At 54.0% G+C, this 24,380-nt stretch carries 28 protein-coding genes and 6 pseudogenes; 10 read left to right on the top strand and 24 right to left on the bottom strand.

The genetic code is table 11. The annotated features are described in order from the left end of the window. Positions 1-624: 624 nt before the first annotated feature. The 3 genes and pseudogenes from HQRW_RS06445 to HQRW_RS16925 form a co-directional block, all read left to right on the top strand. Positions 625-1,971 carry an FAD-dependent oxidoreductase gene (locus HQRW_RS06445; protein ID WP_014555952.1) on the top strand — a complete coding sequence of 449 codons (1,347 nt, stop codon included), beginning with the start codon at positions 625-627 and terminating at the stop codon, positions 1,969-1,971. A gap of 390 nt (positions 1,972-2,361) precedes the next feature. Then, positions 2,362-2,570 (top strand): annotated as a pseudogene (locus tag HQRW_RS16930) (type IV toxin-antitoxin system AbiEi family antitoxin domain-containing protein); the annotation flags it as partial. 24 nt (positions 2,571-2,594) lie between these two features. Then, positions 2,595-3,010, top strand: a pseudogene (locus tag HQRW_RS16925) (nucleotidyl transferase AbiEii/AbiGii toxin family protein); the annotation flags it as partial. 40 nt (positions 3,011-3,050) lie between these two features. On the opposite strand, the gene HQRW_RS06440 reads toward HQRW_RS16925, so the two are convergent. Further along, a complete protein-coding gene (locus tag HQRW_RS06440) occupies positions 3,051-3,395 on the bottom strand; it encodes a hypothetical protein (RefSeq protein WP_049891783.1) in 345 nt (114 codons plus the stop codon). Between the two features lie 399 nt (positions 3,396-3,794). On the opposite strand from HQRW_RS06440, the gene HQRW_RS15475 reads away from it, so the two are divergent. Both HQRW_RS15475 and HQRW_RS16920 read left to right on the top strand, forming a co-directional pair. Next, positions 3,795-4,058, top strand: coding sequence for a hypothetical protein (locus HQRW_RS15475; RefSeq protein ID WP_149031527.1), 264 nt, complete (start codon positions 3,795-3,797; stop codon positions 4,056-4,058). 168 nt (positions 4,059-4,226) lie between these two features. After that, complete coding sequence (locus tag HQRW_RS16920) at positions 4,227-4,379, top strand: C2H2-type zinc finger protein (RefSeq protein ID WP_014555950.1); 153 nt, start codon at positions 4,227-4,229, stop codon at positions 4,377-4,379. A gap of 670 nt (positions 4,380-5,049) precedes the next feature. Here the strand turns inward: HQRW_RS16920 and HQRW_RS06430 are convergent. From HQRW_RS06430 to HQRW_RS16915, 3 genes and pseudogenes are all read right to left on the bottom strand, one after another. Then, the gene (locus HQRW_RS06430) at positions 5,050-5,421 is read right to left on the bottom strand and encodes a type II toxin-antitoxin system VapC family toxin (protein WP_014555949.1); all 372 of its coding nucleotides are present in this window, start codon (positions 5,419-5,421) and stop codon (positions 5,050-5,052) included. Positions 5,422-5,499: 78 nt separating this feature from the next. Continuing rightward, entirely contained in the window at positions 5,500-5,850 is a 351-nt protein-coding gene (locus HQRW_RS06425) for a helix-turn-helix domain-containing protein (protein WP_014555948.1), read from the bottom strand. A 29-nt stretch (positions 5,851-5,879) separates the two neighbouring features. After that, positions 5,880-5,969 (bottom strand): annotated as a pseudogene (locus tag HQRW_RS16915) (hypothetical protein); the annotation flags it as partial. Positions 5,970-6,276: 307 nt separating this feature from the next. Between HQRW_RS16915 and HQRW_RS16910 the strand changes: the two are divergent. After that, positions 6,277-6,414, top strand: coding sequence for a hypothetical protein (locus tag HQRW_RS16910; RefSeq protein WP_158307737.1), 138 nt, complete (start codon positions 6,277-6,279; stop codon positions 6,412-6,414). Between the two features lie 161 nt (positions 6,415-6,575). Here HQRW_RS16910 and HQRW_RS06420 read toward each other — a convergent pair whose 3' ends face one another. From HQRW_RS06420 to HQRW_RS06385, 9 genes are all read right to left on the bottom strand, one after another. After that, the gene (locus tag HQRW_RS06420) at positions 6,576-7,634 is read right to left on the bottom strand and encodes a metal ABC transporter permease (protein ID WP_014555947.1); all 1,059 of its coding nucleotides are present in this window, start codon (positions 7,632-7,634) and stop codon (positions 6,576-6,578) included. Next, a complete protein-coding gene (locus tag HQRW_RS06415; RefSeq protein WP_014555946.1) occupies positions 7,631-8,407 on the bottom strand; it encodes a metal ABC transporter ATP-binding protein in 777 nt (258 codons plus the stop codon). Before HQRW_RS06415 ends, HQRW_RS06420 begins: the two co-directional genes overlap by 4 nt. Further along, entirely contained in the window at positions 8,404-8,538 is a 135-nt protein-coding gene (locus HQRW_RS17145) for a DUF7511 domain-containing protein (protein ID WP_455429225.1), read from the bottom strand. The genes HQRW_RS06415 and HQRW_RS17145 overlap by 4 nt, the downstream gene beginning before the upstream one ends. A gap of 83 nt (positions 8,539-8,621) precedes the next feature. Continuing rightward, positions 8,622-10,133 (bottom strand): metal ABC transporter substrate-binding protein, encoded by a 1,512-nt coding sequence (locus HQRW_RS06410; protein WP_014555945.1) that lies wholly within the window; start codon positions 10,131-10,133, stop codon positions 8,622-8,624. Between the two features lie 423 nt (positions 10,134-10,556). Further along, positions 10,557-10,811 carry a hypothetical protein gene (locus tag HQRW_RS16435; protein WP_231852460.1) on the bottom strand — a complete coding sequence of 85 codons (255 nt, stop codon included), beginning with the start codon at positions 10,809-10,811 and terminating at the stop codon, positions 10,557-10,559. Between the two features lie 433 nt (positions 10,812-11,244). Then, a complete protein-coding gene (locus tag HQRW_RS06400; protein ID WP_014555942.1) occupies positions 11,245-11,634 on the bottom strand; it encodes an iron-sulfur cluster assembly scaffold protein in 390 nt (129 codons plus the stop codon). After that, entirely contained in the window at positions 11,635-12,207 is a 573-nt protein-coding gene (locus HQRW_RS06395) for a MogA/MoaB family molybdenum cofactor biosynthesis protein (protein WP_014555941.1), read from the bottom strand. Beyond that, a complete protein-coding gene (locus tag HQRW_RS06390; protein WP_014555940.1) occupies positions 12,204-13,496 on the bottom strand; it encodes a GTP-binding protein in 1,293 nt (430 codons plus the stop codon). Before HQRW_RS06390 ends, HQRW_RS06395 begins: the two co-directional genes overlap by 4 nt. Next, positions 13,496-14,713 carry a GTP-binding protein gene (locus HQRW_RS06385; RefSeq protein ID WP_014555939.1) on the bottom strand — a complete coding sequence of 406 codons (1,218 nt, stop codon included), beginning with the start codon at positions 14,711-14,713 and terminating at the stop codon, positions 13,496-13,498. Before HQRW_RS06385 ends, HQRW_RS06390 begins: the two co-directional genes overlap by 1 nt. 98 nt (positions 14,714-14,811) lie before the next feature. On the opposite strand from HQRW_RS06385, the gene HQRW_RS06380 reads away from it, so the two are divergent. Further along, entirely contained in the window at positions 14,812-15,243 is a 432-nt protein-coding gene (locus tag HQRW_RS06380) for a CopG family ribbon-helix-helix protein (protein ID WP_014555938.1), read from the top strand. A gap of 503 nt (positions 15,244-15,746) precedes the next feature. On the opposite strand, the pseudogene HQRW_RS14980 reads toward HQRW_RS06380, so the two are convergent. The 4 genes and pseudogenes from HQRW_RS14980 to HQRW_RS06365 form a co-directional block, all read right to left on the bottom strand. Then, a pseudogene (locus HQRW_RS14980) lies at positions 15,747-16,001 on the bottom strand (CopG family ribbon-helix-helix protein); the annotation flags it as partial. 24 nt (positions 16,002-16,025) lie between these two features. Next, positions 16,026-16,274 (bottom strand): annotated as a pseudogene (locus HQRW_RS16225) (type II toxin-antitoxin system PemK/MazF family toxin); the annotation flags it as partial. Further along, on the bottom strand, positions 16,271-16,642 hold the full coding sequence (locus tag HQRW_RS06370) for a MarR family transcriptional regulator (RefSeq protein WP_049892272.1): 372 nt from the start codon (positions 16,640-16,642) through the stop codon (positions 16,271-16,273). The pseudogene HQRW_RS16225 and the gene HQRW_RS06370, both read right to left, overlap by 4 nt. Positions 16,643-16,974: 332 nt before the next feature. Further along, positions 16,975-17,199, bottom strand: a pseudogene (locus tag HQRW_RS06365) (transposase); the annotation flags it as partial. Positions 17,200-17,297: 98 nt separating this feature from the next. Here HQRW_RS06365 and HQRW_RS06360 point away from each other — a divergent pair. Together HQRW_RS06360 and HQRW_RS06355 are read left to right on the top strand one after the other, a co-directional pair. Then, positions 17,298-17,540: a hypothetical protein gene (locus HQRW_RS06360; RefSeq protein ID WP_014555935.1), complete on the top strand. Its 243-nt coding sequence runs from the start codon at positions 17,298-17,300 to the stop codon at positions 17,538-17,540. Continuing rightward, the gene (locus tag HQRW_RS06355; protein ID WP_014555934.1) at positions 17,537-17,890 is read left to right on the top strand and encodes a type II toxin-antitoxin system PemK/MazF family toxin; all 354 of its coding nucleotides are present in this window, start codon (positions 17,537-17,539) and stop codon (positions 17,888-17,890) included. Before HQRW_RS06360 ends, HQRW_RS06355 begins: the two co-directional genes overlap by 4 nt. Before the next feature lie 314 nt (positions 17,891-18,204). Here the strand turns inward: HQRW_RS06355 and HQRW_RS16005 are convergent, their stop codons facing one another. Beyond that, entirely contained in the window at positions 18,205-18,384 is a 180-nt protein-coding gene (locus tag HQRW_RS16005) for a hypothetical protein (RefSeq protein ID WP_049891778.1), read from the bottom strand. 89 nt (positions 18,385-18,473) lie between these two features. Here HQRW_RS16005 and HQRW_RS06345 point away from each other — a divergent pair, with 89 nt between their 5' ends. Continuing rightward, on the top strand, positions 18,474-19,868 hold the full coding sequence (locus HQRW_RS06345; protein WP_014555933.1) for a protein adenylyltransferase SelO: 1,395 nt from the start codon (positions 18,474-18,476) through the stop codon (positions 19,866-19,868). Between the two features lie 412 nt (positions 19,869-20,280). On the opposite strand, the gene HQRW_RS06340 is transcribed toward HQRW_RS06345, so the two are convergent. The 6 genes from HQRW_RS06340 to HQRW_RS06315 all read right to left on the bottom strand — a co-directional run bounded on the left by HQRW_RS06340 (position 20,281) and on the right by HQRW_RS06315 (position 24,112). Further along, positions 20,281-20,670 (bottom strand): CopG family ribbon-helix-helix protein, encoded by a 390-nt coding sequence (locus tag HQRW_RS06340; RefSeq protein ID WP_014555932.1) that lies wholly within the window; start codon positions 20,668-20,670, stop codon positions 20,281-20,283. A gap of 203 nt (positions 20,671-20,873) precedes the next feature. Continuing rightward, on the bottom strand, positions 20,874-21,677 hold the full coding sequence (locus HQRW_RS06335; RefSeq protein ID WP_077260065.1) for an ATP-binding cassette domain-containing protein: 804 nt from the start codon (positions 21,675-21,677) through the stop codon (positions 20,874-20,876). Between the two features lie 68 nt (positions 21,678-21,745). Beyond that, entirely contained in the window at positions 21,746-22,558 is an 813-nt protein-coding gene (cbiQ, locus tag HQRW_RS06330; protein ID WP_014555930.1) for a cobalt ECF transporter T component CbiQ, read from the bottom strand. Positions 22,559-22,560: 2 nt separating this feature from the next. Further along, on the bottom strand, positions 22,561-22,884 hold the full coding sequence (locus HQRW_RS06325) for a hypothetical protein (protein ID WP_014555929.1): 324 nt from the start codon (positions 22,882-22,884) through the stop codon (positions 22,561-22,563). Beyond that, positions 22,884-23,564, bottom strand: a complete 681-nt coding sequence (locus HQRW_RS06320; RefSeq protein WP_014555928.1) for an energy-coupling factor ABC transporter permease — start codon at positions 23,562-23,564, stop codon at positions 22,884-22,886. Before HQRW_RS06320 ends, HQRW_RS06325 begins: the two co-directional genes overlap by 1 nt. Positions 23,565-23,701: 137 nt before the next feature. Further along, on the bottom strand, positions 23,702-24,112 hold the full coding sequence (locus HQRW_RS06315; protein ID WP_049891776.1) for a nickel-responsive regulator: 411 nt from the start codon (positions 24,110-24,112) through the stop codon (positions 23,702-23,704). Positions 24,113-24,380: the final 268 nt, after the last annotated feature.

Here is a 24,380-nt window from a genome sequence, read left to right as displayed (position 1 = left end):
GATGAGATGAAGTCTTAAACTATGTGATAACCAAATCAGCGCAATCATATCCACGAAATCACTCTATACGGTTGGTCAGAACCTGCTTGGGACGCTCTTCAAACCTTTTTTATCGCACATCCTCGTGATTTCGCCATATCGTAGTGATGTCGTCTGGGACCCGACCCACTCAAGCCGGGAGAGAACCCGCGTCCGTGGCTGATTCCAGTCAACGAGGGCTTCGATGCCGCCAAAGAAGATGTACGCGAGAGCGTCGAAGGACATACCAAGCGGCTATAAAAATGCCACGGAGTGAAAGGCAGGACCGACCTATGAGCGACGAAGAGTTCGAGTCGATGCCCGAGTGCGGCTTTTTATTATCGGTGACCTCTGGTAGCCATCTACTCAGAGACAGAAGGCTGAACTCCCGATAATCTGTTTCCTGGCTTGTGGGTGGCAATCAAAAACAGAACGAGGGCGGGCGATTCGAGCCAGAGACACCTATGAATTCCAATGATGATATGATCGAAGCTCTATGACATCCAGAGTCAACGCTGGAGGATACGGTATCTCGCGTATTTTATTATGATAGGGAAACAGATCTGCAATTAATCTCTCATAATATATTCGAGTTTTATTATAATAATGCCACTGAACAGTATGAAACGATATGATGAATCGCGTGTTGAACACATCACCGGCACTGCTGTTGTTATCGGTGGGAGCATGGCTGGTCTTTGTGCAGCCCGAGTGCTTGCCGGTATCTTTGACGACGTCATAGTCATTGAGCGAGATACGTTATCCGACGAAGCAGCAATCCGTGATGGGGCACCACAGACCAGCCAACCACATGCACTGCTCGAAGCTGGTCGAGCAACGCTTGAGGATCTCTTTCCGGGATTCACCCAGAGCGTTCGAGACGCTGGGGGACTCGCTCTCAACATGACGAGAGATATTGTCTGGTATGATAAGGGCGATACCGTCGAGGAAGCGGAAACCCCACTGTCAGCTCTTTATGCAAGTCGACCACTATTCGAACATATTGTCCGAAAAAAAGTGCGTAGTAAATCGAATATCTCCTTTCGAGATGGCTGTCATTTTATTACTTATACTCAGAATCGATCGGCTAATCAGATTACGGGCATCAAATTCAGAGATGAACAGGGTGAAGAAACAACGCTTGAATCGAAAATCACTGTTGATGCGAGTGGGCGAGCAAGCAAGACTCCATCGTGGCTTGCGAATAATGGGTATGCAAAGCCGGATGTTGACCGCGTGAATATTGATGTGACATACAGCACTGTCTGTATTTCGCGACCAACAGATGATCATCACGGTGTTCTCATCGCACCAGAGCCCGGGCGACCTCGCGGGGCAGCTATGCTTCCAATCGAGCAGAATCAATGGCAGATTCTCTTACAGGGGGTGCATGGTGAGAGGGCTCCTGTCGATACGGAGCGATTCATCAGCTGGGCTGCTCAGCTCCCAATTCAGGATCCTGTGCGTGAACTACGGGAGCAACAGTGGCTGACGGATATCCGTCGTTATCCGTTCCCTGCAAGCGTTCGACATAACTATCATACCCTTCATCGATTCCCAGATAGATTTGTGGTCATTGGCGATGCAGTTGCAAGTTTTAATCCAATTTATGGACAGGGAATGTCGGTCGCTGCGCTTGATAGTCTCGCAGTTCATCACGCACTGTCAGATGGCATCACTGGAGTGGGACCGCGAGTTTTTGATCTCATAAAGCCGGTTATACACGAGGCATGGCGAACAGCGGTTGGGAATGACTTCATATTTAATGAAACAACAGGTCCGAAACCATTCGCAACCGATCTGCTCAATACATACGCATCCCGGTTGGTCAAGAGAGCTCATGACGATGGGGTGCTGACAGAGGCGTTTTTACGTGTGTTCCGTCTCGAGCGGCAAGCAACCTCGTTATTACACCCGCGGATTTTGTGGCGAACGCTTCGTCCAAATCTATAAGCGGAGCAGGGCGAGAACCCCGACCCTTCGGGGTTGTTCACGAGGGGAACAGACCAAACGTCTATTTATTCTGAGGTGTGTTAGCTTCCTGTTTGGGTGATTCCAGCGGTGAGACGTCTTGCACCGAAGCAACTGAGCCCGAAAGGATAATTGTCGAGTGAGAGGGATTAGCGTAAAGTATCTTGGAGTTTCTCCCAAGAGCACTATCGCCATGTTCAGTTTGTGAGGATATCAAGATCCCATTTCAGAACCTCGTGTCGCACATCGCCGAGCCGATGTATAGTAGTTCACAGAAGAAGTGGGTCTTTAATTAGACGTGCATCAGTCAGAATAGTTCTCTCGCATCGGATGAGTGAATCAGTTCATCCAAACGTTTGCTGAATCACTAACATCGGCTACTACAGCACCCTCAGCCACCACGGGCTGATTGAGCAGATCCCCCGGATGGTCTACGTCGTGACACCGACCGGGTCCAGAGCCGGGAGATCCACGGGATTTCATACCAAGTGACAACTGTCACTGAGCGGAAGTTCTTCGGGCACGAGCCGACATCCATTGAGGGGACGATCGTCCATGTCAGTGACCTGGAGAAGACGCTCAAATCGATTTGGTCCTGATCCGCGATGATCAGTCAAGACCGGATTTGTGTCCTCGCCCGAGAACTCGGCGTCCGGCAGGGGTACGCTGAGGAGAACTAGGTAAACTCGTGGCTGCTCTGGGGAATCTTCACTAGCGACGACGGTGATAATCTGCTATTCAAGAGTGGCACCACGCTGTGCAAGCTCTATTTTTCTCAGTCGTGGCGGTTCTCGGAGGACCTCGATTTTGGCGTTGAGGGATAATACCAAGGAAAAAAAGAAAGACCCTGCGGTCTCTTCTTGATAGGTTCATCGACCGCTGTCACTGCGGTATCGAGCGTACGATTCAAGAGCACCACGAGTTACAGCAGAATCACTACCCCACCCACTACGTCGACATCAGAACCCAATACCGAGCAGTCCTCGATCACCCGAATACGACCAGCGTTGATTTGATGATCCAGCGTCCAGACCGCAGCCTCGCCGGTGGCGGTCGGTTGACTACTCGCCAGCCGCATTTAGCGCACTGTTGAGTTCGAAGAGCTCTTTGACTGCCTCGCTCTTGGCGACTCGGTAGCAACGGGGTGACGTGTTCGGGACTTCTTCAACGATTTCAGTCTCTGGCAGGAAGTCAATACAGTTGCTCACTGTCTGGCGTGTGACTCCAGCGTGATCGGCAAATTCCGTCTTGTTGAATTCCCTGCCTGGAGGAAGGGTGAGAATAGCGTCGATGAGGATAGGGACGCTCTTGTACTGAAAGAGATGAAGGACGCCAGTGGGGTTTTCTAGGCGCGCTTCCTTCATGTCTTTCTCCTCTGCAGGATGTGTTCGCGTTGACTCACTCATATGGTCAATATGCCGGGTAACGCACATAGCCGTTTACGTAGGCGTAAACGTGAGATAACATGAATTTATCATAGACGAGGGAAGACGGAGAATATGCACAAGCCGTCAGTGAAACGTGCCCTCCTCGCGGTGATGGTAGCTGAGCACCGATGGGGATCGCCGATCGTTGAGGAGAATCTACAGATATGCAAGGCAGAGTGCCTCGGGGCTTTGATGTGACCCCGAGGGTGAATGCCGACATAAACATTTAATTAGTCTCGTTTCATGCACCAATTCACAGTCAGAGCACCCTCAAAGACGGATTAAAGATCTTAATCCAATGTTGACTGAGGTAATTAATGGAAATGCGGCACCTCTCAAAACCCGCTGTTGGCGGTGAGACGGGTGCTGTCGGGTGGGGTGGAGCCGCCGACCCTCACGGACGCACCGGGCGTTCGGGTGTCAATTCCAGCCGACCCATCTCGGGAAGGTCGAGGAGAATTAAATTCGCCTGCGGGTGCGGTGCAGACCCTAAACGATGAAGCCTCGGGGCTTGTCCCCGAGGTACTTCACTCTCTATATCTGCTATCGAGACAGATGACTACCCCACTACAAGCGATGTATTTGATGAACTTTGCATCGAGGACTACATCACGTCAAAAGGCAAGCGAGGCATTGAGTTGAACAACAGCCAGTTTGAAGCGCTCACTGACGTGCTCTACTACGAATATGAGTGATCCCGACTGTCCATGTATTAGTTATCTGGGCGAGCAGGTTAATACTCAATGGCAATTCTGGTAACCCACTTTTTAATAACCCTTTTATACAATACACTTCTCAATTATTAATGTAATGTCGTACACTTGCTCCAACTGCGATGCACAGTTCCAAAGCGCTGCCGGCGTGACTCAGCACGTCGCGCTTCACCACAACACGTGTGCCGAGTGCGACGAGAGGTTCGATAAGACTGATGCGCTGCGCGACCACATCCACGAGAACCACTGAGATATCACTACACCACGGAAAAATCTGTCTCGACTACGATACTGATTTTTCGCTAGAAGACGGAGCCACGAGCATGCACAAGGACATGTTCAGCTACGAATCGACCGGGGTGATACGGACGCCGTTCGAGTCATCAGAAGGAATGTCAGTTCAATCGATTGGAGTAGATTCAGTTCTTTGAGTACCTGACGAGAACGTGAGCGTCACGCCGTTCGGCGGAATCTCAAGACCTCCCTCTGGGTGTCGACAGTGCTCTTTCTGAACCGGCTCTGTATCGTGACGCAAGGAACCGTTTTGAAACTCGACAAGCGCCGACAATTTCCGGGTGAAAGGACCAACGCTGGACTCTACGAGCGCTCCCGAAACGTACACCGCAGAACGGCTATCATCGATCCCTCACCATGTGAGCGTCCGGTCGTTGAGGACGGGAAAGCTGTTCGCCCCCCTCCCCCCGCTCAAGTGACAACGACTCGGCGACGGAGCCGACTAGTGGGTGCTCTGGGACCGTATTGAGTCCGGTCGCGAGGACAACCTGTGCATCCGCTGCGGTCGTGTCGTCCTCGAACCTCACCAGTAATCCCTCATCTGTCACGTATGCAGACGCGATCTCGCCGCTCCAACTGAACAGAACATTATCGAATCGATGCGAACCGCATTGCAGTGACGTGTCTCAGGCGTGTAACCCAGTGTCGACTGATACACGTGTGAAGCCCAACGTTTGAAAGTCTTTATCAGACCATAGAACGTGGTCAATATCGCGTTCTGCAGCCAATACAGCTGTCGTGTGATTTACGAATGAAATTGTTTGATCGTCGTATTGCTCGAATTGCTCTAGTGCTGTATCGAAGGTAATTCGATCTATGATTAGATGGTTGAAGCTCTCGCTACTACGAATTTCGGTAGCTGCCCGAAGTGCTTCGTCGTGAGTACTCTTCCGGAGGAGTAGCGTTGCGAGTTCGGAAAGTACCGCTTGCGTGGTGAACAGTGGACCAAACGGAAGATCTCCATCTACAATCCTATCAAGTAAGTGTTTCACGCGCACGCGCGCTGCTCCGCAGGTTCGTAATAATACGCAAAGAACATCCCCGTATCCACGATAGCTGGAGATGTCTGGACAGCACTACCCATTGATTTCGCCATACAGCACGTCGTCGATATCGGCTTCACTCACAGTCTCATCTCCGGTTATTGGGTCTGTTCCCCAGACGGGGTCTTCCGGATTGATATCTGTGACATCGCCCGCCGGTTGAAGCCAGTAGATATTCCGCCCAGCTGTCTTCCGTTTATCGAGCATCCCCCGATCATGAAACTCATTCAATTTCCGTCGAGCAGCTTCTGCCGTCACACCGAGCTCCGATGCAATATCAGCACTGGTCACAACTGGGCCAGCGATAGTACTGAAAACCTGCCGCACACGGTCGATTGTGACCGTCTCAGCGTACTGTCCGGAATCAGTTCGTTCCCGGCTCATGACTGAGGGAATTTCTTCTATACATATAATCATAGTGGATACGACCACGTTGTGTACCCAACTTGGATAGGTGACTGTTTACAGAGGATGCCTGAATGATAGTCACAGTAGTTGGCACTACATCCTACTCATTATAGCCGCAAGAGCACTACCTATCCATATACGTCGCGTTTTAACGTTCTATGTTGTCTTCACAGGTGTTCTCAGTCGTATATTCTATCGCTATACTATTCGAAATCGTACTGTCACAGGTTGGGCATCTTGATCCCTACAAACCACCAAATAGCTGATAGCGTGACCAACAGAGAGCCGCTGCCGTCGTGACTGGGCATCATAAACTGGGTTCTAAAATAGTCGCATCTGTGACAAATATGCAACACTGATTGGGCTCACTCTCAGTAATTCATGACACGATGGATGCTGAACATGCACCCGGAACTCCCGACTCGCCCCCTCCGCGAACGCTTCCAGCGAGGACGGCTCCGTGCTGATGTGGTGAACGAACATCGACCGGAGCGCTCGCATCCCGCACTGATGAGTTTTCCTCTCGAACGACGTGAGTAACTGGTCGCGAGGGTCGACGAGACGGAGATCCTGGTGACTGTACGCTCCCTCGGCAAGGAGATAGTTCGCCAGGCAGGTTCCGTGAATACCGCAACCGATGATCACGTATTCGTAGGACTGTGACCCGCTCAACGTGGTATTGGTGTCCGGTCCGTCGACGGTCACTCTCGCTCGCCTCCGTCGGCTTCGAGTCCGTCTCGGGTCTGTCCGGGCCGTTGGCTTCGGTGCCGTCGCACGGTCGGGAGACGGTGCGCCAGTCCCTGGACGCCGAGGGCGACGGCGTACACAGCAATCGCCGCGACGACAATCGAGCCACCGGCCGCAATTGCATAGACGTACGATAGTGTCACACCGGCTATCGCCGCAAACTCGGCAGCGAGGATCGCCAGCAAGATGGACTGTTTGAAACTCCCGGCGACCTGCGCCGCGGCGGCGACCGGAACGACAAGCATCGCAGCGACCAGGATGACGCCCATGATCTGCATTGCGCTGACGACGACCAGCGCCGTGAGCACGACCATGAGGCGTTTGTACAGGCGGACATTCAGTCGCGCCGCGCGGGCGGCCGTCGCGTCGAACGTGACGTACAGAAGTGGTCGATACGCCAGCGTGACGAGGCTGCCGACGATGACGCTCATCAACACGAGGATCCCGACGTTCTCCGTCGAGACGGTCGCCAGACTGCCGAAGAGGTAGGCGTCGATGCCGACTGCAATGCCACCGTCGGTTGCAGTGATGAGAATACTGCCGACGGCGAACCCGCCCGTCAGGACGATCGCCAGCGAGGTGTCACTGTACGCTCCGGCGTGTTCGACGAGCAACTCCACGAGCAGTGCCGTGACGACTGCGACCACGAACGCGGTGAGCAGCGGGGACAGCGTGAGCGAGAGGACCGAATTGAGGAACAATCCGACGGCGACGCCGGCGAAGGCTGTGTGTGCGAGGGTGTCGCTGATCATCGCCATCTCTCGATGGACGAGGAACGTCCCGACGACCGGCCCGATGAGGGCAATACACACCGCTGCGAGGTAGGCTCGCTGCATATAGGGATATCCAAGCATCGGCGTGCCGAGCAGGTCGGCCAACACATCCATTCCGAGACCGAAGATGTGGTCGAGGAACCACTCGATGGGGGCGAAAATATTGACTGTGAGGAGGAGGGATGCAATCGCATCCTCGAATTGGATACTCTCTCCGAGGCGGTGTAGTGTGTGTATCATTTATGATCGTGCTTGAGAACGTGCTGGTCCTTTCCGTATGCCTGTGAGAGTGCATCAGTCTCGACGAATTCCTCCGGATTACCGTCGAAGTACAACTGGCGATTGACACAGGCGATGTCCGTCGCATGCGTGGTGACAACGCCGATATCGTGTTCGATCAGGATGACGGTCAGTCCAGTCGCGTTCAGTTCGTTGATAAGACTGTAGAACTCCTCTCTGGATTCGGCATCAACGCCGACCGTCGGTTCGTCGAGTGCAAGCAGGTCGGCCTCCGAGGCAAGCGCACGGGCGATGAAGACCCGTTGGCGTTGACCACCGGACAGTCGACCGACCCGCCGAGACGAGAGATCTGTGATTCCAACCTGCTCCAGTGCCTCCTCGACCGCTCGCCGGTCCGCTGTCGAGAATCGACCGAAGAGCCGCCGCGGGTATCGCCCCATCTTGACCACCTCTCGAACCGTGATCGGCATATTGCGCGCCGCCTTCGTCGCGTCCTGTGCGACGTATCCGATTCGCTCACCGGCGTCGAACTCGTGGGCAGGGTCGCCGAACAGCGAAACTGTTCCACTGTCGGGTCGTCGGAGACCGAGCATCAGGTCAAGCAGCGTGCTCTTGCCGCTACCGTTCGGCCCGACTAGTCCGAGGAAGGCTCCGGGTGCGACGTCGATCGATACCGACTCGAGAACCGGGACCTCTCCGTAGCCGAATGTGACGTCGTCGACGCTAATGAGATGGTCTCCCGACCCTTCCCGCTCCGTCGTTGCTGTCGTCATCGGTAGTCGTTGAGGTTGACGAACGAGTTCCCGCACGCCGTAATCCAGGTCGTCGTCCGATACGGAACGGCCACGTCCGGCGGGTAGATCGTGCAGGCAGGTCTCTCTGCTGGGCCGACGACCAGTGCCATCAATCCTGACCGAGGGCGCTCGGACGGACCGGAATCGGCGTTCCCGTCCCAATCTGGTTCCGTGTCGCTAGACGTGGTGTCGCTCATTCTGCGTCGAGGGTCTGCTTCAGCGTCTTGAGATTGATATTTTCCATGATCTCGACGTAGCCCCAGTCTTTGTCGTCCCACTCTTGGGTCTGCCCGGGAATCGGCGTCAGCGGGAGGACTTCAGTGGCGTCGGTTTCTTCGACGAGCTGGTTCGCCGCGGTCTGGGATTCGAGCGGGTCCGCACAGACGTACTGGAGGTCGTGCTCGGCAATGACCTCTTGGGCCCGCTCGATGTCCTTCGGCGTCGGCTGGTCGTCCGGTGACAGTCCCGTCAGCGTCTGTATTTCGAAGCCGTATCGCTGACCGAGATACTGGAAGGCGTTGTGACCAGCGACGAACACGACGTCTTTTGAGGCGCTCTCAAGCGCGGACTGGAACGACTCGTCGAGTTCGTCTAGGCGGTTCCGGTACGATTCGGCGTTCTCGGCGTAGGCACTGGCGTTGTCCCCGTCGACGTTGAGGAACCCGCTCCGGATGTTGTCCACCGCCTGCTTCGCTCGCTCGGGGTCTAGCCAGAAGTGTGGGTCAGCCCCACCAGAGTGGTTGTGACCGTGTCCCTCCTCGCCTTCGTGTTCTTCTCCACTCTCGTGGTCGTGCTCACCCTCGTGCCCGTGTCCGCCCGCACTCTCGGTCACTTCGGGTTCGATGACCGACCCACTGCCGTCGATGAGCGTCGCATCAAACTCAGCGGGAGCATGCTGGGCAAAGAGGACATAGTGACCCTCTGTTTCGACGTCGATGGAGAACGTCGTCTCATCGGAGTCCGCAAACTGGAGGTGATAGAGTGAGTCACTAGACGGCGTGAGTATCTCGCCGCCTTCGACCGGTGTGTGCGTGTCGTGGTCGCCGTAGAGGGTGGTTGCGGTCTCCTCAACGTGGTGAATGCCGTGGTCGCCACCCTCGTCGGTCGCGATGACCGCGAGCTGCATCCTCGGATCGGGGCCCTGATAGAACGTGTGCGTGTAGGTGCCAGCTTCGAGGTGGTAGAGGCCAGCCCACTCCCAGGAAGTCTCCCCACCGTGATTGTGCTCTTCTTCACCGTCGTGGCCTTCCTCATGTTCGCCTTCGTGACCGTTATCGTGGTTATGTCCGGCTTCAATGAGGTCGATACCAGCACCGGCAGTGACGATATCGACGTCGGCGTCGTCGCCACGGAGACTCGTCACGAGGTCGTCAGCCCACGGCTGGAATCCCTCCATCCCGTAGAGGAAGAGATCCGATTCGAGGATCGTTCCCTGTATTTTGGAGCCAGGCTCCCACCCGTGGCCGTGTTGACCGATCGGGACGAGCGTCTCTGCGGTCGCAATGTCGCCTGCAACCTGGCTGGCCAAGTCTCCGAATACGAAGAACGAAGACTGGGCTTCCGACCTAGCGTTCTCTGCCGCTGTTGAGCCATCATTCTCCGTCGCGCCGGAGTCACTGTTGCTTGACGTACAACCCGCGAGCGTGCTGATCGTTGCCGTTCCAAGTCCAGCTGCGATGAGTTTTCTTCTGGTATATCGAGGCATCTATTGATAAGATTAATAGCTCGAATAATAAATATTGTGATTCTATACATTAAAATTAATAAAATTATCTGAAGTTCACGTTTAGTAACCGATGTCATGGTAACTAATGCGAGTCATAGAATTGCTAATTATTGCTATCTCGAAATCCGTATTACCTAAGCCTGAAAATGGTGCTAACAGGCTTTTCATGCTTGTAGCCTGAATTAATGAATGCAATGTGCCATTGCTTCAACGATTTGACCGAGATGAGTGATGAAGAGCGCACGGAAATCCTCAGAGAACACTCGACAAAGGAACTCCGCGCAGAATACTCCACGGAAGAGCTAGAAACGCTTGGTGTCACCGTCTGAGACTAGTTCATCTTAGTATTAACCGGACGACCGACAATGTCCGCCGTCACTCAGACCCAATCGCCTCCCGTTTCTATGCGTACGCGGGCGTACAGTAGTCTCGACCAGTTACTTTACTGGAATCAATCGTGACGGTCATCTCTTCGGTATCGATGAGCGGTTGCTGACCGAACGTCACCTCGTACCCTGTCCCAGTCTTTTCGTATGTCGTCGGTGCGTCAGTCATCTTGAACAGGATAAATCGATTCGAACTGATCAGTGCTTTTCCGTCGGTCGTCTTACGCAGCGTCAGTTCTGCACCGGTGTCAATACTGACTTCGAGAATCAAAGCGAACGCCGTTACACTGCTTACGCCGGGAGGGACTTTGATGTCGACGGTTGGATGTGCTTGCGAAGCGTCTGACGCAAGTGTCTGAGCATCAAGTAGACACAGAGATCGCCGAGCGTGACAACGCTGCGTCGACCTCTCGCGTTTTTGATGTGACTTCCGCGACTGCCGTCTTCTATAGATAGCAAGGCGAGTGCCTCAGCTCTTTGATATGCCCTGAGGTACTTTACGCTGCCTGCAGTTCCTTGGGACCGGTTGGCATCGGGAGGTCGTGGTCACTCAGTTTCGATCTAGAAACGTACTCGGCTGCGACGTGCCGTGCCAGTTATGTTGATGAATAAAGGATGTCGACCGAATTGACTCGTCGCCTACCACGCATCGTAAGCAGGTCGGTTGCATCTGGTTCTAGCCCGATTCCGTAGAGTCTCATCGGTTACGCGCCCTCCTCATGGCTCTCGATACCGTCCTGAACCACTTTCTCCGCGAGCACAGCACACGGGACGCGCATCGGCGTCAGCTCGATTCCCAAGAGATCGAGGGCGTCCTCACGATTGAGGTCACGAACCTCTGAGAGCGTCATTCCTGGGAGTTCTTCGGCGAGCAGGCTCGCGCTTGCGATGCTGATTGCACAGCCCTCTCCAGTAAACGTGACCTCTTCAATCGTTTCACCGTCCTCGGCGAGTCTGAGATCGAACGTGAGTTCGTCGCCACAGGAAGCGTTCTCGCCAGTGTGCGAGACGGTAGCTGGCGAGAGGCGTCCCCACCTTCGAGGATTGCGGTAGTGATCCAGGATTACCTCCTGATACATTTTCGAACCCTGCATTTACGCCACCTCGTGTCGACTTGCGAGCCCGGCGAGATGCGGAGCTTCCTCGGCGATAATCTCCGCCGTAGCGAGCTCAACGGCATTCACACTTCCCGGTAGGACGAACACCGGAACATCGCGGGCGATACCCGCTGTCGCACGGGTGGAGACGATACGCGTCCGTACCTCCTCCCACGAGAGCCACCTGAACGCCTCGCCGAAGCCCGGCAGTTCGCGGTCGAAGAGCTCGCTCACCGCGTCCGGAGTGACGTCGTCGACGGTGACGCCCGTCCCGCCCGTGGTGACGACGAGGTCGACGTCCGGTCGATCCAGGCACTCGCTCACTGTGGTCTTGATCCGGACGTAGTCGTCCGGAACCATCCGACGTGACGTAACGACGTGACCCGCTTCGACGAGGATACTCGCAATGGCGTCACCACTGGGATCGGGTGGCGTCGTTTCGACGCCATCTCCGCGGGACGAGGACACGGTTACGATGGCCACGCCCAGCGGGTCGATACAGTCGTGGTCGTCGGCATCCGTCGTCCGTCGGTCCGCTACTGGAGGAAGTTCGCGGTCATTCTGGATCACGATCGGTCACCTACCACGAGGCGTTGTTCCATCGGGGACTGCGACCACTCCATCGTCCCCGGGAACGGATTCTCGAACGCTTCCCAGTTCTCGTCCATCCCTGTCTCCGAAATGAGGCAGTCGTCGAGCGTATCCATGATGCTGGATTCGTCCATCCCGGCCCCGATGAAGACGAGTTTCACTTCGCGGTCACCCCACCGTTCGTCCCAGTGGAGGTCCGACCGCGATTCGCGGTAGGACTCACGCTGGAACTCGGGGAGTGTGACTGCCCACCGCCCGTTGACCTCGATGTGGGTCTGTGTTCCCGCCTGACTCAGGTCGAGGGCGTAGCGCTCGCGACCAGCGACCCACAGGTGGCCCTTGGCTCTGACGATGGACTCAGGGAACGAACGGAGCCACTCGCTGAAGCGTTCGGGATGGAACGGCCGGTGGCGCTCGTAGACGAACGAGTCAACACCGAACTCCTCTGGTGGGTGACGATGGTCGTGCGCCTTGTCGTGGCTGTGGTCGTCTGCCTCCGGCTGGCTCTCGTGGTGCTCGTCTGAATCGACGTCTGTGCCGTCGCCGTGATCGGGCGAGAGTGCCTGTTTCCACCGGGCGGAATTACTCGCCTCGTCTTGATCGAACCGACCCGTTCCGAGAACTCGTTCCGGGTCGACGGTGCTTTCGGTCGTTTGGACGAAGTCGACCCCGGGATGGAGTGTTCGGACGACGCGTTCGACCGCTTCGCGCTCTGTCTCGGAAACGAGATCACACTTATTGAGGATGAGTACGTCGCAGAACTCGACTTGCTCGGCGAGGAGGTCCGACAGCGGTCGGGCGTCGTCGTCTGTCGATTTGAGTGGGCGGCCATCGACGAACGCCTGATGGAACTGTGCGGCATCGACCACCGTGACGGTCGTATCGAGATTGTACAGTGCCGACGCACGTGCGGGCGAGACGAACCGCTGGGCGATGGGGACGGGATCACTGATACCCGAGGCTTCGATGACCAGATAGTCGAATTCCGCTTCGAACGCGAGGCGTTTCAATTCCCGATCGAGTTCGTTCTGCAGCCCACAGCAGATACAGCCGTTCGACAGCTCCGTGACACCGCCGTCTTCCATCGAGAGTTCGGAGCCGTTCTCGATAAGATTGGCATCGACGTTTACTTCGCCGACATCGTTGACCAGGACGGCGATATCGTACGCCTCGCCGCCGACGGTAAGAAGATGATTGAGCAGGGTCGTCTTTCCGGCGCCGAGTCCCCCACTGAGGATCGTGACCGGTGGTTGCTCGTCGATGGTCATCAGTCGTCGGCCAGTGCGAGTTCACGCTGCTCGTCGGCAGTGAACGGGTCCGGATACGCGTTCCAGTCCTCGACCATCTCTGCGTCCGAGAGGACACACTCTTCCAGTTGCTCGATTAGTGCCTCCTGATCGAATTCGCGGCCGATGAACACGAGCTGGATCCCGCGGTCGCCCCACTGGTCGTCCCAATCCTCTTTGATCTCAGGGCGGGTAGCGAAGTAGCGCTCCTGTTGGGCCTTCGGGAGCGTGGCGATCCACGTCCCTTTCGGACCGGCCCGAACCGACTGCCCTGCTTTATCGAGCCCCATCGCGATGTCTTCGCGACCGGCGGACCAGAAAAAACCCTTTGCGCGAACAATACCATCGGGAAGGTCGGCAAAGAGACGAGCAATCCGCTCGGGATGGAACGGTCGGTCAGCGTCGAAACTAAAGGACGTGACGCCGTGTTCATCGGCGGCTGACTCGTGGTGATGTCCGTGCTGGAGTTCACGCTTCCACCCGGCAGACTGACTCGCGCGATCGAAATCGAACCGGCCCGTGTTCAGGATCTTCTCGGGATCGACGGCGCCGTGTTCGGTCCGAATAATGTTCGCTCGCGGTTGGAGCGCTCGTAGTACCGCCTCCATCTCGTCGATCTCATCGTCGGGGACGAGATCGCACTTGTTCAACAGGAGGACATCGCAGAACTCGATCTGATCTATCAGCGCCTCCTCGGGGACCCGGTTACCCTGTGGATCAATGGAGTCGTCAGTGAGAGCTTGACCGGAATCAAACCCTTTCCAGAAGCTGTGCGCGTCAACGACGCTGACCATCGTGTCGAGGTCGTAGACTCCCGTGGGATCGAACTCTGCGTCTTCGAACCCACGAACAAACGTCTGTGCAACTGGAATCGGTTCACTGATTCCGGACGACTCCACGAGAAGATACTCAAAGTCCCGCTCGTCGGCTAATCGACCCACCTCATCAAGCATATCTCCACGGAGACGGCAGCAGATACAGCCGTTCGACATTTCGATGATTTCGTCGTCGTTCTGGGTGAGATCCGACTCGCGTTCAACGAGGTCAGCGTCGACATTTACCTCACCCATATCGTTGACTAAGACAGCAGCGTTCAGTTTCTGCTCGCTACTGAGAATGTGGTTGAGCGTCGTCGTCTTGCCGGCACCAAGGCTTCCACTGAGGATCGTTACTGGGATCGAATCGCTATTAAATGGCATACGTTATTTATGAATTTACTCTATTAAAATACTAATTATTACGGTACGACTGCTATATTCATAACAGATACTAATAACTCAGAATAAAATTTTATCATATGAGCGTTGTTAGCATATCGATGCCCGAGGCGTTACTCGAACGCATCGACGAGTTCGCCGACGAACACGGGTACAGTGGCCGAAGCGAGGTCGTCCGCGAAGGCACACGGACGCTGCTTGAAGAGTTTCAGGGGCGAACCATCGACGGACAGAAGCATATGTGTACAGTCACGGTGGTCTTCGAGTACTGTCAACCTGCCGTCCAGCAGCGTCTCACGGGAGTACGCCACGAATACGATGCTATCGTCTCCGCGACTACTCATACACACGTCCAAGACCAGTACTGTATGGAGTTGTACGTCCTAGAGGGGACCACGGAGGCCCTATCCGGCTTCGTCAACACCGTCCGGGCCGTGCCGGATATCCGGGCAGTAGATTACTCGATTGCGCCAATTAGTGACGGTCAGTGCCAGCTATCTCATTCGGAATAGTAGCTACAGAATCACATCTTCAAACGGTTATTGTTGCTCGTCGCCGGTTAGTACGGCCTCGAAGCACTGTGGGCAGAGACCGACGAATCCTGGAGGGCATTGCACCTCCCGGTACGGATCTCCACACTCCTCACAAACATAGCCGTCCCGTCTGAAACCCGGTTCTGTTCACTCATATCCTAGCCATTCGGCAGACAACTCAACGAGATTTACGTCACGGGATGGTAGTCTCCGCCACCGTGTTGCAACACTTGTTATAGCGAGAGCGACTGGCTTCGTACACCAGAACAGACCAATACTGGCAGGCCATACAATGTGATTTGATCGGATCAACGACTCACCGTGTGTGAGGCAATGTAATAAATATATCTATTATATTAATACTGAATATTATTTAAAATATAAATTTTAATAGACTGGCGCAGGAGGGAATATTGGTTCTCTTGGAGGATACAAGGCATTATTTTCGAACCTGATAACTGAATTAAGATGCGAGCAGTTCGCTACGTTTGAGCGAGGAGCATCAGTTTGACTCGACTCACCGCATCGAAATCGCGCGAGCGATAGATGAGGTCCCGGACACGCGGTGCCAGTCCACTGCAGAAGAGCGTCTCAAGACACCACTCTCCCTCGTGAATGTGATTTGTGGTCGTGATAACGTCCTGAAACTGATGTTGTACGTCGTGAATATCTTTGATAACCGCTTCGTGTTCGTAATCGAAACCGATGATAACGACGACGTCGCCTTCGATATCCTCGTAGTCAATGGATTGGACGCCCTACGGGATGATCCGACTCCCGTCCGGTGTCCCGCCACGAAGCCAGCTCTCCTCGGGAATATCGATGAGTCCATCCATCCATGATTTCGACGTCAGCGTGAGCGCGATATACTGCTCACCGTGGAACGGACGACCTTCGTGGTTCGAAAGAATGAGCCAAAGCCAAGGTCGAACATCCTCGTCACTTTTGAACGGGTCATCGCCGTAGACGACATCGCCACGGTCAAAAATCGGTGTCTCTTCGTCCGTCACTGTTCATCCTCGACGCTCGGGTGGGGTTCCTGCGGTGCGTGCTCGCGCCACGCCTCCTTATCCTCTGTACCGAGTTTGTCGTTAAACAATGCGGTCGCCCGCTCGTACCCGCTGTATCCTTCGAGGCGCTCGGTGTCGTCAGTCACGACCCAGTACGTCGCCTTGTGTTCGACCAGATCGCGGTTCTTCAACCGTGAGAGCGCAGTACTCACCGCCCCCTCGTTAATGCCGATCTGAGAGGCAATTTCGCGCGTCTTGAACGCACGATCGTCGTTAGCGGCGAGAAATCCGAGGACCTGATCAGGGACCGAAAGCTCCGTGAGCTCGTCCTCGGTCGTGTTCTCGAAGGTGTCTCGGTCGATGGACATCGTTGAAACGAGGTACGCCATCTGCTGTAAAGAGTGTTAGATATGAAATCTACGAAATCGCTGAAGGTGAATCACTGTCCATCGCGAAGAAGTTCGAGAACTGTATGCATTGAGACGACCAGTCTCAACTACTGTTTCTATGTGAAAGTTGAGACTACAGAGGGTTTAGCGGTCTGTGATGCGTGAATTTGACCGATTCGGTCAGCGGGTACTGCCCCAGATGGTCCTCCAAACGGCTATTCTTGTCACACGCTCAACTATATGGACAAATTTTTGAGACTTCCAGCAGCGTAGCCACTCAGACGGCACGCTAACCCGAACAGAGCACCTCACTACCCGATTCCTGTCTCCTTCTTCAGCAGCGTCAGCGTGTTATCCGCTGTAATCAGCGGCGAATGTTCATACTCACCGGTCAACTCAATCTGTACCAGCAGATCGACTGCTCGCCAGATTGAGTACAGGAGACACGCGAACACGAAGTAGAAGAACCGTCGCCCGAAATTTTTCGACGTGGTCGCGGCCATGATCCGCTTAATCGATCGATAGCTCACCCTGACGACCCCGTTGGTGTCATCAGGCAGTGATCTGGGTGCCTGTAAAAAATGGGTAATAGTGGGTAAGACTGATATAGACGTGGGCAATAGTGGGTTACGAGATGAAAGTTGACGCCGACAAACTCCAGACGAACGAGACCGACGACCGGGGGCGGGTGTACCTCGGGACTGAGTACGCGAACAAGCGCGTCACAGTGGCTGTCGTCGAGGTTGAGTCCGAGACTCCCGACGAGGCGGAACTAGCCGCTGCGTATCGTGAGGCATCGGAAAGCGCCAGTGATCTTGCCGACGAGTGGGATGGGGTTTCGGACGAGGCGTGGTCGGGGTCGGGACTTGATGAATGAGCGACGACACCAAGATTCGGCGCGGTGATGTCGTTATCATTCAACTCGATCCTGCCGAGGGGCACGAAATGCAGAAAACACGGCCTGCGGTAGTGGTCCAGAACGATGTCGGGAACAAGAACTCTAAGATCACAATCGTTGCACCTGCGACGGGAACGTACCGAAGCTATCCCTTTGAGGTACTCGTGGAAGCGTCGGACTCACCGTTCGAGAAAGACTTCTCTGTGCGGCTTGATCAAATTCGAGTCGTGTCTGTTGAGAAGCAAATCCATTCGGTGGCTGGCAGTCTCGCCGACTCGACAGTGGGCGAGATCGACGACGCGCTCAAACTGAGTCTCGGACTCGACTGATTGAGGGATCCTTTGTGAAGAAATCAGTGTCAGATCTGTATGCATTGAGAAGCCCAGTCTCAACGACTGTTTCTATATGAAAATTGAGATTACACCGAGTTTAGCGGGTCTGTGATGCATGGTTTCGACCGAATCGACAAACAGAATCTGCTTCAGATCGCTTTCTGAACGGCCATTCGTGTTCCCCAAACAACCAATACAGGAGATTTCCGAGACTCCAGATAGTGTCGCCACTCAGGTGCTAGGCTATTACGGAAAGAGAATTCCGGTACTATCCGATCCCTGTCTCCTTCTTCACCAGTGTTAGCGTGTTATCAGCCGTCACGATCGGCGAGTGTTCGTACTCGCCGGTCAACTGTACCTGCACGATTGACATCCTCTCCGCCCTGAAGGGCGAAGATTCCATTGAACGGTATATCAACTCGTGATTCGGTGTTGAAATTCGCAGGAGTTGAAAGAGCCCGTTTGCTGAATACGAAGTATGTACGTAGCACACGCCGATTTGAACCTCACTAATCGATCGATTCTTAATATCTTCAAAGTTAAGATTATTAAAGCAAGTAACATAATACGATATAATTAAATGGTCTTTTCGTTCAACACCACTTACGAAGATTTAGATTCGGATCTGTATTGCAAAGTAGCCCCAAAAGATATTGATAATCCCGAAATTTTGGTTATTAATGACGGGCTCTGTGCTGATATTGGATTGGATACATCGGAACTTAATGCTACCATTCTAGCGGGTCAGGATCTCACAGAAGAATCAATCGCCCAGGCATATGCAGGCCACCAGTATGGAAGTTTTACTCTCTTGGGCGACGGGAGAGCGATGATACTCGGCGAACATGTCCACGAAGATAACAGATACGATATTCAACTGAAAGGATCTGGTCGAACGCCGTACTCCGGGAGAGGTGATGGCAACGCAACGGTCAGTTCAATGCTCAGAGAATATCTGTACTCATATGCGATGCAGAATCTAAACATCAAAACATCAAGAAGTTTGGCGGTCATCGAAACCGAGGAAACAGTTGAACGACGACGGACAGAACCTGGAGCCATCCTTGTTCGAGTGATGAACAGTCATATTCGATACGGGACTTTCCAGTATGTCGCAGCTCAGATATCCAATGAACTACCACGATTCACCGACTATGTTATTGACCGGCATTATCCGGAATTAAACGCAAAAGATCGGACATATCTAGAATTCTTCGATGCAGTCATGCAGTCATCGATTGAGATGGTCATTGACTGGCTACGTATCGGATTTATTCATGGCGTCATGAACACGGACAATATGAGTATCGATGGCGAAACATTTGATTACGGACCCTGCGCATTCATGAATTATTATGATGAGGAGGCGGTTTTCAGCTCAATCGATAAACACGGGCGATATGCGTTCGGAAACCAGCGACCGATCCTGCGGTGGAATCTCGAACGATTCGCAGAGTCACTCCAACCGTTGTGTGCCCAGTCAGCGCTCACGTATGACGAACTCGAAGGCAAACTAGACGAGTTTGAGGATCGATTTGATGCGCAATACTACACGATGATGCGGAGGAAACTGGGGATTAACTCAGATGGCGAGGAAGAACTCGTCGATGAATTCGTGGAGTGGCTTCGCAAATCGAGCGCAGACTATACCAATACGTTCCTCGAATTAGAGATGCCCGGTACGTTTGATGACCCAGCGTTTGCAAGTACGGAATTCGAACGGCTCAGGAATAAACTGACTGCTGTCGGTCTAGATGCGGAGTTGATGCAAGAAGCCAATCCGCGATATATCCTCCGCAACTACCTGGCTGAAGAAGCACTGGATGAGTATATCGAAACTGGGGACCTATCCAAATTCAAGAGATTATTGACCGTGCTAAAAGACCCCTATACATCGACGGATCTGGGTTCACGATTCCAACAACCACCGTCACGAGAGTTCGATACAGAGTATGTAACATACTGTAATACTTGAGCCGATATTATCATTATAAATATAGGTATGAATTTGAATTATCGTAAGCGGCTCCATCTTCTCGGTACTATCGCACACTGTCAGTATAGTGCTCCTGAAAGCTTATTGAGGAATTCAATTCAAAATCTTGTCATAGAGTAGCCGTTGATACTGTTGTGTAGGACCGATGGTTCAAAATATTTCACGAAGCACTAAGACTGACACATCCGTAGCTCTGCAAGAAATATGAGTTTCCTCGCAGATTGAAGTAGTCTTCACTGCTCAGGCTGAGATGCCATCATCGGGCAAACTGCTGGGAACTGACGACTAAGGGAATACCGTTCGCAAATGCGGGACACGCGCCCTACACTCAGTATGCTCATTGAAAAATTTCCTCAAGTGAGGATCTCAGCAAAGTTATTCATAAGTCTACTCAGTGTTCAGCGAGGAGCATCAGCTTGACCTGACTCACCGCATCGAAATCGCGCAAGCGATAGGTGAGTTCCCGGGCACGCGGTGCCGGTCCGCTGCAGAACAGCGTCTCGAGACACCACTCACCTTCATGAATATGGTTCGTGGTCGTGATGACGTCTTGAAACTGGTGTTGCACGTCGTGAATCTCCTCAATAACCGCTTCGTGTTCATAATCGAAAGCGATGATAACGACGACATCACCTTCGATATCCTCCAATCTGGTGTGTGCCTCGATATACTCCTGCATCGCTTCGCGGACGCCACGCGAACGTGAATCTAATTCCTCTGCCTGCCATGTCTCATCGAATTCGGAAAGAAGGGTGTCGGGGATATTAAAGCTCGTACGCATTATATGTTAAATTGTATTTATACTTATGATTCATTGGTAATTAAGTCTATTAGATTATGATAATTGTCGATGGTCGGGTGAGTCATTTTTCGGGTGTTCGAACACACCATATTATAATATCAACGATTGCTCACGCGTACTGCAAAGCAATGGTCTTGATCCGCCGAGGAAGTGGCGCAAGATATTAACAGAGTTAGAGTTATTCAGTCGTGTCTACGCCCACTTGGAGAGGGTATCTGCGTGGTTTCCGGGTTGTCAGCTTCTGTGAGGAGCGCCACTAGATCCGCTTCCGTCACTGGCTGTTCGGTCGTTCCCAGCCCCGCATCCCGAGCCACGCGAACAGCACTGGGCGGATGAAGGTTTGCTTCCGCCAATAGCGCGTCGTCGTAGAACACCTCCCGGGGCGTTCCGCTTCCAACGATATTGCCGTCGACCATCGCACAGACTCGGTCTGCGACTTCAGCGGCAAATTCGAGGTCATGCGTCGACAGAACGACGCTAATACCATCCTCGTGAATCTGCTCGATTCGCTTGGCGACCAGTTGGGAGCGCTCGGGGTCGAGCCCTGCAAGTGGTTCGTCCAACACGATCACACTCGGTTCGAGGACGAGCACACCGGCGAGACCGACGAGGCGTTTCTCGCCACCGCTCAGATAGTGAGGAATCCGGTCTTCGAGGTGACCCGCGTCAACAGTCGCAAGCGCCTCACGAGCACGCTCTCTCGCTTCGTCACCGGGCACGCCGTAGTTCTGGAGACCGAACATTACGTCATCGAGGACTGTTGGCGCAACGAGCTGGGTATCGGCGTCCTGGAAGACGAAGCCGACTTCGCTCCGTGCATGTGTCTTATTATCTTCGGTGATCAGCGTGCCGCCAATGACAAGTTCGCCGTCGTCGGGAACAAGCGTCGCGTTCAGGTGTTCGAGGAGTGTCGACTTCCCAGCACCGTTACCGCCGACGAGTGCGACGACTTCCTCAGGGTACACCGAGAATTCGACATCGTGCATGCCGACCGTCCCGTCGGGGTAAGTGTGAGCCTCACACTGAAGATTGACGAGCGGTGAATGGTCTCGGCTCACAGTCTCACCCCGTAGACCGCGACCACAGCGTAGCCGACGACAGCAGCGTACGAACCCACCATCATGAATAGTTCGTGGATTGGTGGTCGCGAGACGTCACCGTACAGCGTGATATCGCCATTGTAGCCACGGGCTTCCATCGACTTGACGAGGCGTTCGGACTGCTCTATCGCCGACAGCATCGTCATCCCGAGGATTCTGGCATACAGCCGTTTGTTCGACCAAAACTCTGAGAAGTTCGCACTCCGAGAGAGCGCGGCTTTTGCTAAATCTTCGAGCGTCTCGATCATGACAAACGTGAACCGATAGGTAAGCAGCGCGATCTGGTCGATCGGTCGTGGGAGTAACCGCCCAAGCATGTACGCGACGTCGGTATATTTGGTCGTCATCGACGCCGTCAAGACAAATGTGACGACTGTGAGTGACCGGCAGGTGAGCTCCGAAAAGAGCACGAGCCCTGCCCACGTGACAGAAAGTTCACCGAGCGGTGTCAAGAGCGCGCCACCGATTGGCGTCCCTGGTTCGAGGAACGCCAGCGGTCCGGCAACCGAGACGATGAACAGCATCGGGAGCGTGTACCAGCCAGCGAGTCGTCGATATGGCAGTCCTGCGAGTCCATAGATCACCAGTATGGCTCCGTATAGTCCGGCCAAGAGTGCAAGGCGGTCGAACACCGTGACGGCGAGGACGAGTGCACCGACGACGCCAACCTTCGTCCATGGATTGACGCGGTGTAACGGTCCGTCTCGTCGTTCGGCGAACGCCGTGATGAGTCGCGGATCGGGAACGTGGTTCGAGAGCGTCGTCATAATTATGAAACTGGAGGTTCTCTGTCATTAAAGCCGCCGTAGCGGTCGACATAGATGTACAGCCCGATACCGAGGGTAACCAGTACAAGGACGATCGCAGCAAATTCGATCATCATTCCGCCCTTCCGAATGGGTCCGGCGACAACGATACCACGGCCGAAGTCGACAAGCGAACCGCCGCTTTCCTGCACACCACGCTGGAGGGCTTTCGCAGAGCGTTTGGCGTACGGCAAGGCACCGCCGGTTGCGGTGAAGCCCCAATACCCAGCGGCGAGAAAAGCAGCGAACAGTCCGAGGAGACCGCCATACTGCTTCCAGCGCTGCATCAGGCCGTCACCCCGGTCGGTTCCTCCTGTGTGTCACGGTCGGCAAGGTCAACGAGGTCGGGACGGACGGAGGCGAGGAACTGGATGATGAATCCAGTCAGGATACCCTCGATGACTGCGACGCCGAGATTGAGTCCGACAAGCCCAGCGACCGCAATCGTGAGGTCACCGCGTGGCAGTGCGCTCCCGTTCACGCCGCTTATTATAATGATCGCTCCCATTAGGAACGCTCCTGCCGAAAGACCGAGCGTTGCGGCACTAGCGCTGGCGGGGAAGACATCCCAGTCCATCCTCATCAGGGTCTTGAACGCGTAGTAAGCGACGATAGCTTCGCTCGCGTTGACGAGTGTATTCGCCCCGAGGAGACCGACTGCACCGTGACCAAGCGCTGCCGAGAAGATGTTCACCACCAGCGCAATCAACGCACCAAGCAGCGGTCCGGCGATAATGCCGACGAGACCGGTGAGGTTCATGTGGATACCCCCCCAAACGGGGATATTCAACTGGAAAACCGCGAAACTCGCCGCCGCGCCGATTCCGGCGAGTGCGATCTGGTGTGTTTTGATACTGCCCTTCCGGATCCGGTAGACTATAGCACTGATCAGTACCACGCCGATCGTCGTCCACAGAATAAGTGCCCATACCGGGAACGTTCCTTCTCCAAGGTGAATGTGTGCCATCTATATTTGACAAATTTGTCTCTAATTATAATAAAGTTGCTGTATCAAATTAAGTAAGATAATAATCTTGGTATAGAATATTGCTGATTCTTGATAGAGAAAGTAGTCAACTTCCGTCGACGCGGGTGATTTCGGACCTATTCATCGCTGGTTTCGGCATTCATCGCATCGACAGGGACAACTGTGTATTCGACCGAGACTGACTCGTCTGCTCCTCGAACGGTCCCGATAAAACGCAGGACGTCATTATGTGCGGCTTCGATGACGAACGTCTCGACACAGCCGGCGTTGCCTTCGAGACAGTTGTGAGAGTTCGACCGAACTAACGCTTCGAATTCGTGGCGGATATCCATCATCCGGCGTTCGATCTCCGGTTCGTCGTATCCAAAAGCAGCCGTAACTGTCGCCAATACCCGCCGATCCTCGTCGTCTGTTTCTTGATACTCTTCAAGTAGCGACTGGCACGCTTCGCGAATGACCTCACTTCGTCCGGTGTAACCATGTTCTTCCGCAAACGTATCGAGATCGTCCCGGAGTCGCTCCGTCATCGAAGAGCTCACAATGGGCATATATTAAAACCTGTTTCAAAGCTAATAGAGATAATGGTTATCATATTTTAAGTTAATAAACTTCCAGAGAGCGACTTTTAGAATATCATACTAGGTTCGCTGCTTGAGCGAAAACTATTCGATCAGGCGAGATTTTAATCGGGCTGAAGCGGTGAGTGAAGCGATATTCAGATCAATCGACGTGCTTCGACCGATTCTGACTAAAGCCATCGCTTTCGGCGACGGCTGACTCGACCGAATGAGATGA

This window comes from Haloquadratum walsbyi C23 (assembly GCF_000237865.1).
In the GTDB taxonomy this organism is placed as follows: Archaea; Halobacteriota; Halobacteria; order Halobacteriales; family Haloferacaceae; genus Haloquadratum; species Haloquadratum walsbyi.
The sequence above is the reverse complement of the archived record's forward strand: the minus strand, read 5'-3'. Positions and strand labels throughout refer to the sequence as shown.

Coding starts and splice junctions, on each gene's coding strand:
- HQRW_RS06360 (WP_014555935.1), top strand. CDS start 17,298: ATGAAAGTTGACGCCGACAAACTCCAGACGAACGAGACCGACGACCGG.
- HQRW_RS16910 (WP_158307737.1), top strand. CDS start 6,277: ATGCACCCGGAACTCCCGACTCGCCCCCTCCGCGAACGCTTCCAGCGA.
- HQRW_RS06325 (WP_014555929.1), bottom strand. CDS start 22,884: ATGCAGCGCTGGAAGCAGTATGGCGGTCTCCTCGGACTGTTCGCTGCT.
- HQRW_RS06400 (WP_014555942.1), bottom strand. CDS start 11,634: ATGCAGGGTTCGAAAATGTATCAGGAGGTAATCCTGGATCACTACCGC.
- HQRW_RS06425 (WP_014555948.1), bottom strand. CDS start 5,850: ATGAGCCGGGAACGAACTGATTCCGGACAGTACGCTGAGACGGTCACA.
- HQRW_RS06385 (WP_014555939.1), bottom strand. CDS start 14,713: ATGCCATTTAATAGCGATTCGATCCCAGTAACGATCCTCAGTGGAAGC.
- HQRW_RS06355 (WP_014555934.1), top strand. CDS start 17,537: ATGAGCGACGACACCAAGATTCGGCGCGGTGATGTCGTTATCATTCAA.
- HQRW_RS06415 (WP_014555946.1), bottom strand. CDS start 8,407: ATGACGACAGCAACGACGGAGCGGGAAGGGTCGGGAGACCATCTCATT.
- HQRW_RS17145 (WP_455429225.1), bottom strand. CDS start 8,538: ATGGCACTGGTCGTCGGCCCAGCAGAGAGACCTGCCTGCACGATCTAC.
- HQRW_RS06340 (WP_014555932.1), bottom strand. CDS start 20,670: ATGCGTACGAGCTTTAATATCCCCGACACCCTTCTTTCCGAATTCGAT.
- HQRW_RS06390 (WP_014555940.1), bottom strand. CDS start 13,496: ATGACCATCGACGAGCAACCACCGGTCACGATCCTCAGTGGGGGACTC.
- cbiQ (WP_014555930.1), bottom strand. CDS start 22,558: ATGACGACGCTCTCGAACCACGTTCCCGATCCGCGACTCATCACGGCG.
- HQRW_RS06335 (WP_077260065.1), bottom strand. CDS start 21,677: ATGCACGATGTCGAATTCTCGGTGTACCCTGAGGAAGTCGTCGCACTC.
- HQRW_RS06320 (WP_014555928.1), bottom strand. CDS start 23,564: ATGGCACACATTCACCTTGGAGAAGGAACGTTCCCGGTATGGGCACTT.
- HQRW_RS06440 (WP_049891783.1), bottom strand. CDS start 3,395: ATGAGTGAGTCAACGCGAACACATCCTGCAGAGGAGAAAGACATGAAG.
- HQRW_RS06370 (WP_049892272.1), bottom strand. CDS start 16,642: ATGTCCATCGACCGAGACACCTTCGAGAACACGACCGAGGACGAGCTC.
- HQRW_RS06345 (WP_014555933.1), top strand. CDS start 18,474: ATGGTCTTTTCGTTCAACACCACTTACGAAGATTTAGATTCGGATCTG.
- HQRW_RS06445 (WP_014555952.1), top strand. CDS start 625: ATGCCACTGAACAGTATGAAACGATATGATGAATCGCGTGTTGAACAC.
- HQRW_RS06420 (WP_014555947.1), bottom strand. CDS start 7,634: ATGATACACACACTACACCGCCTCGGAGAGAGTATCCAATTCGAGGAT.
- HQRW_RS06315 (WP_049891776.1), bottom strand. CDS start 24,112: ATGACGGAGCGACTCCGGGACGATCTCGATACGTTTGCGGAAGAACAT.
- HQRW_RS06380 (WP_014555938.1), top strand. CDS start 14,812: ATGAGCGTTGTTAGCATATCGATGCCCGAGGCGTTACTCGAACGCATC.
- HQRW_RS06410 (WP_014555945.1), bottom strand. CDS start 10,133: ATGCCTCGATATACCAGAAGAAAACTCATCGCAGCTGGACTTGGAACG.
- HQRW_RS16920 (WP_014555950.1), top strand. CDS start 4,227: ATGTCGTACACTTGCTCCAACTGCGATGCACAGTTCCAAAGCGCTGCC.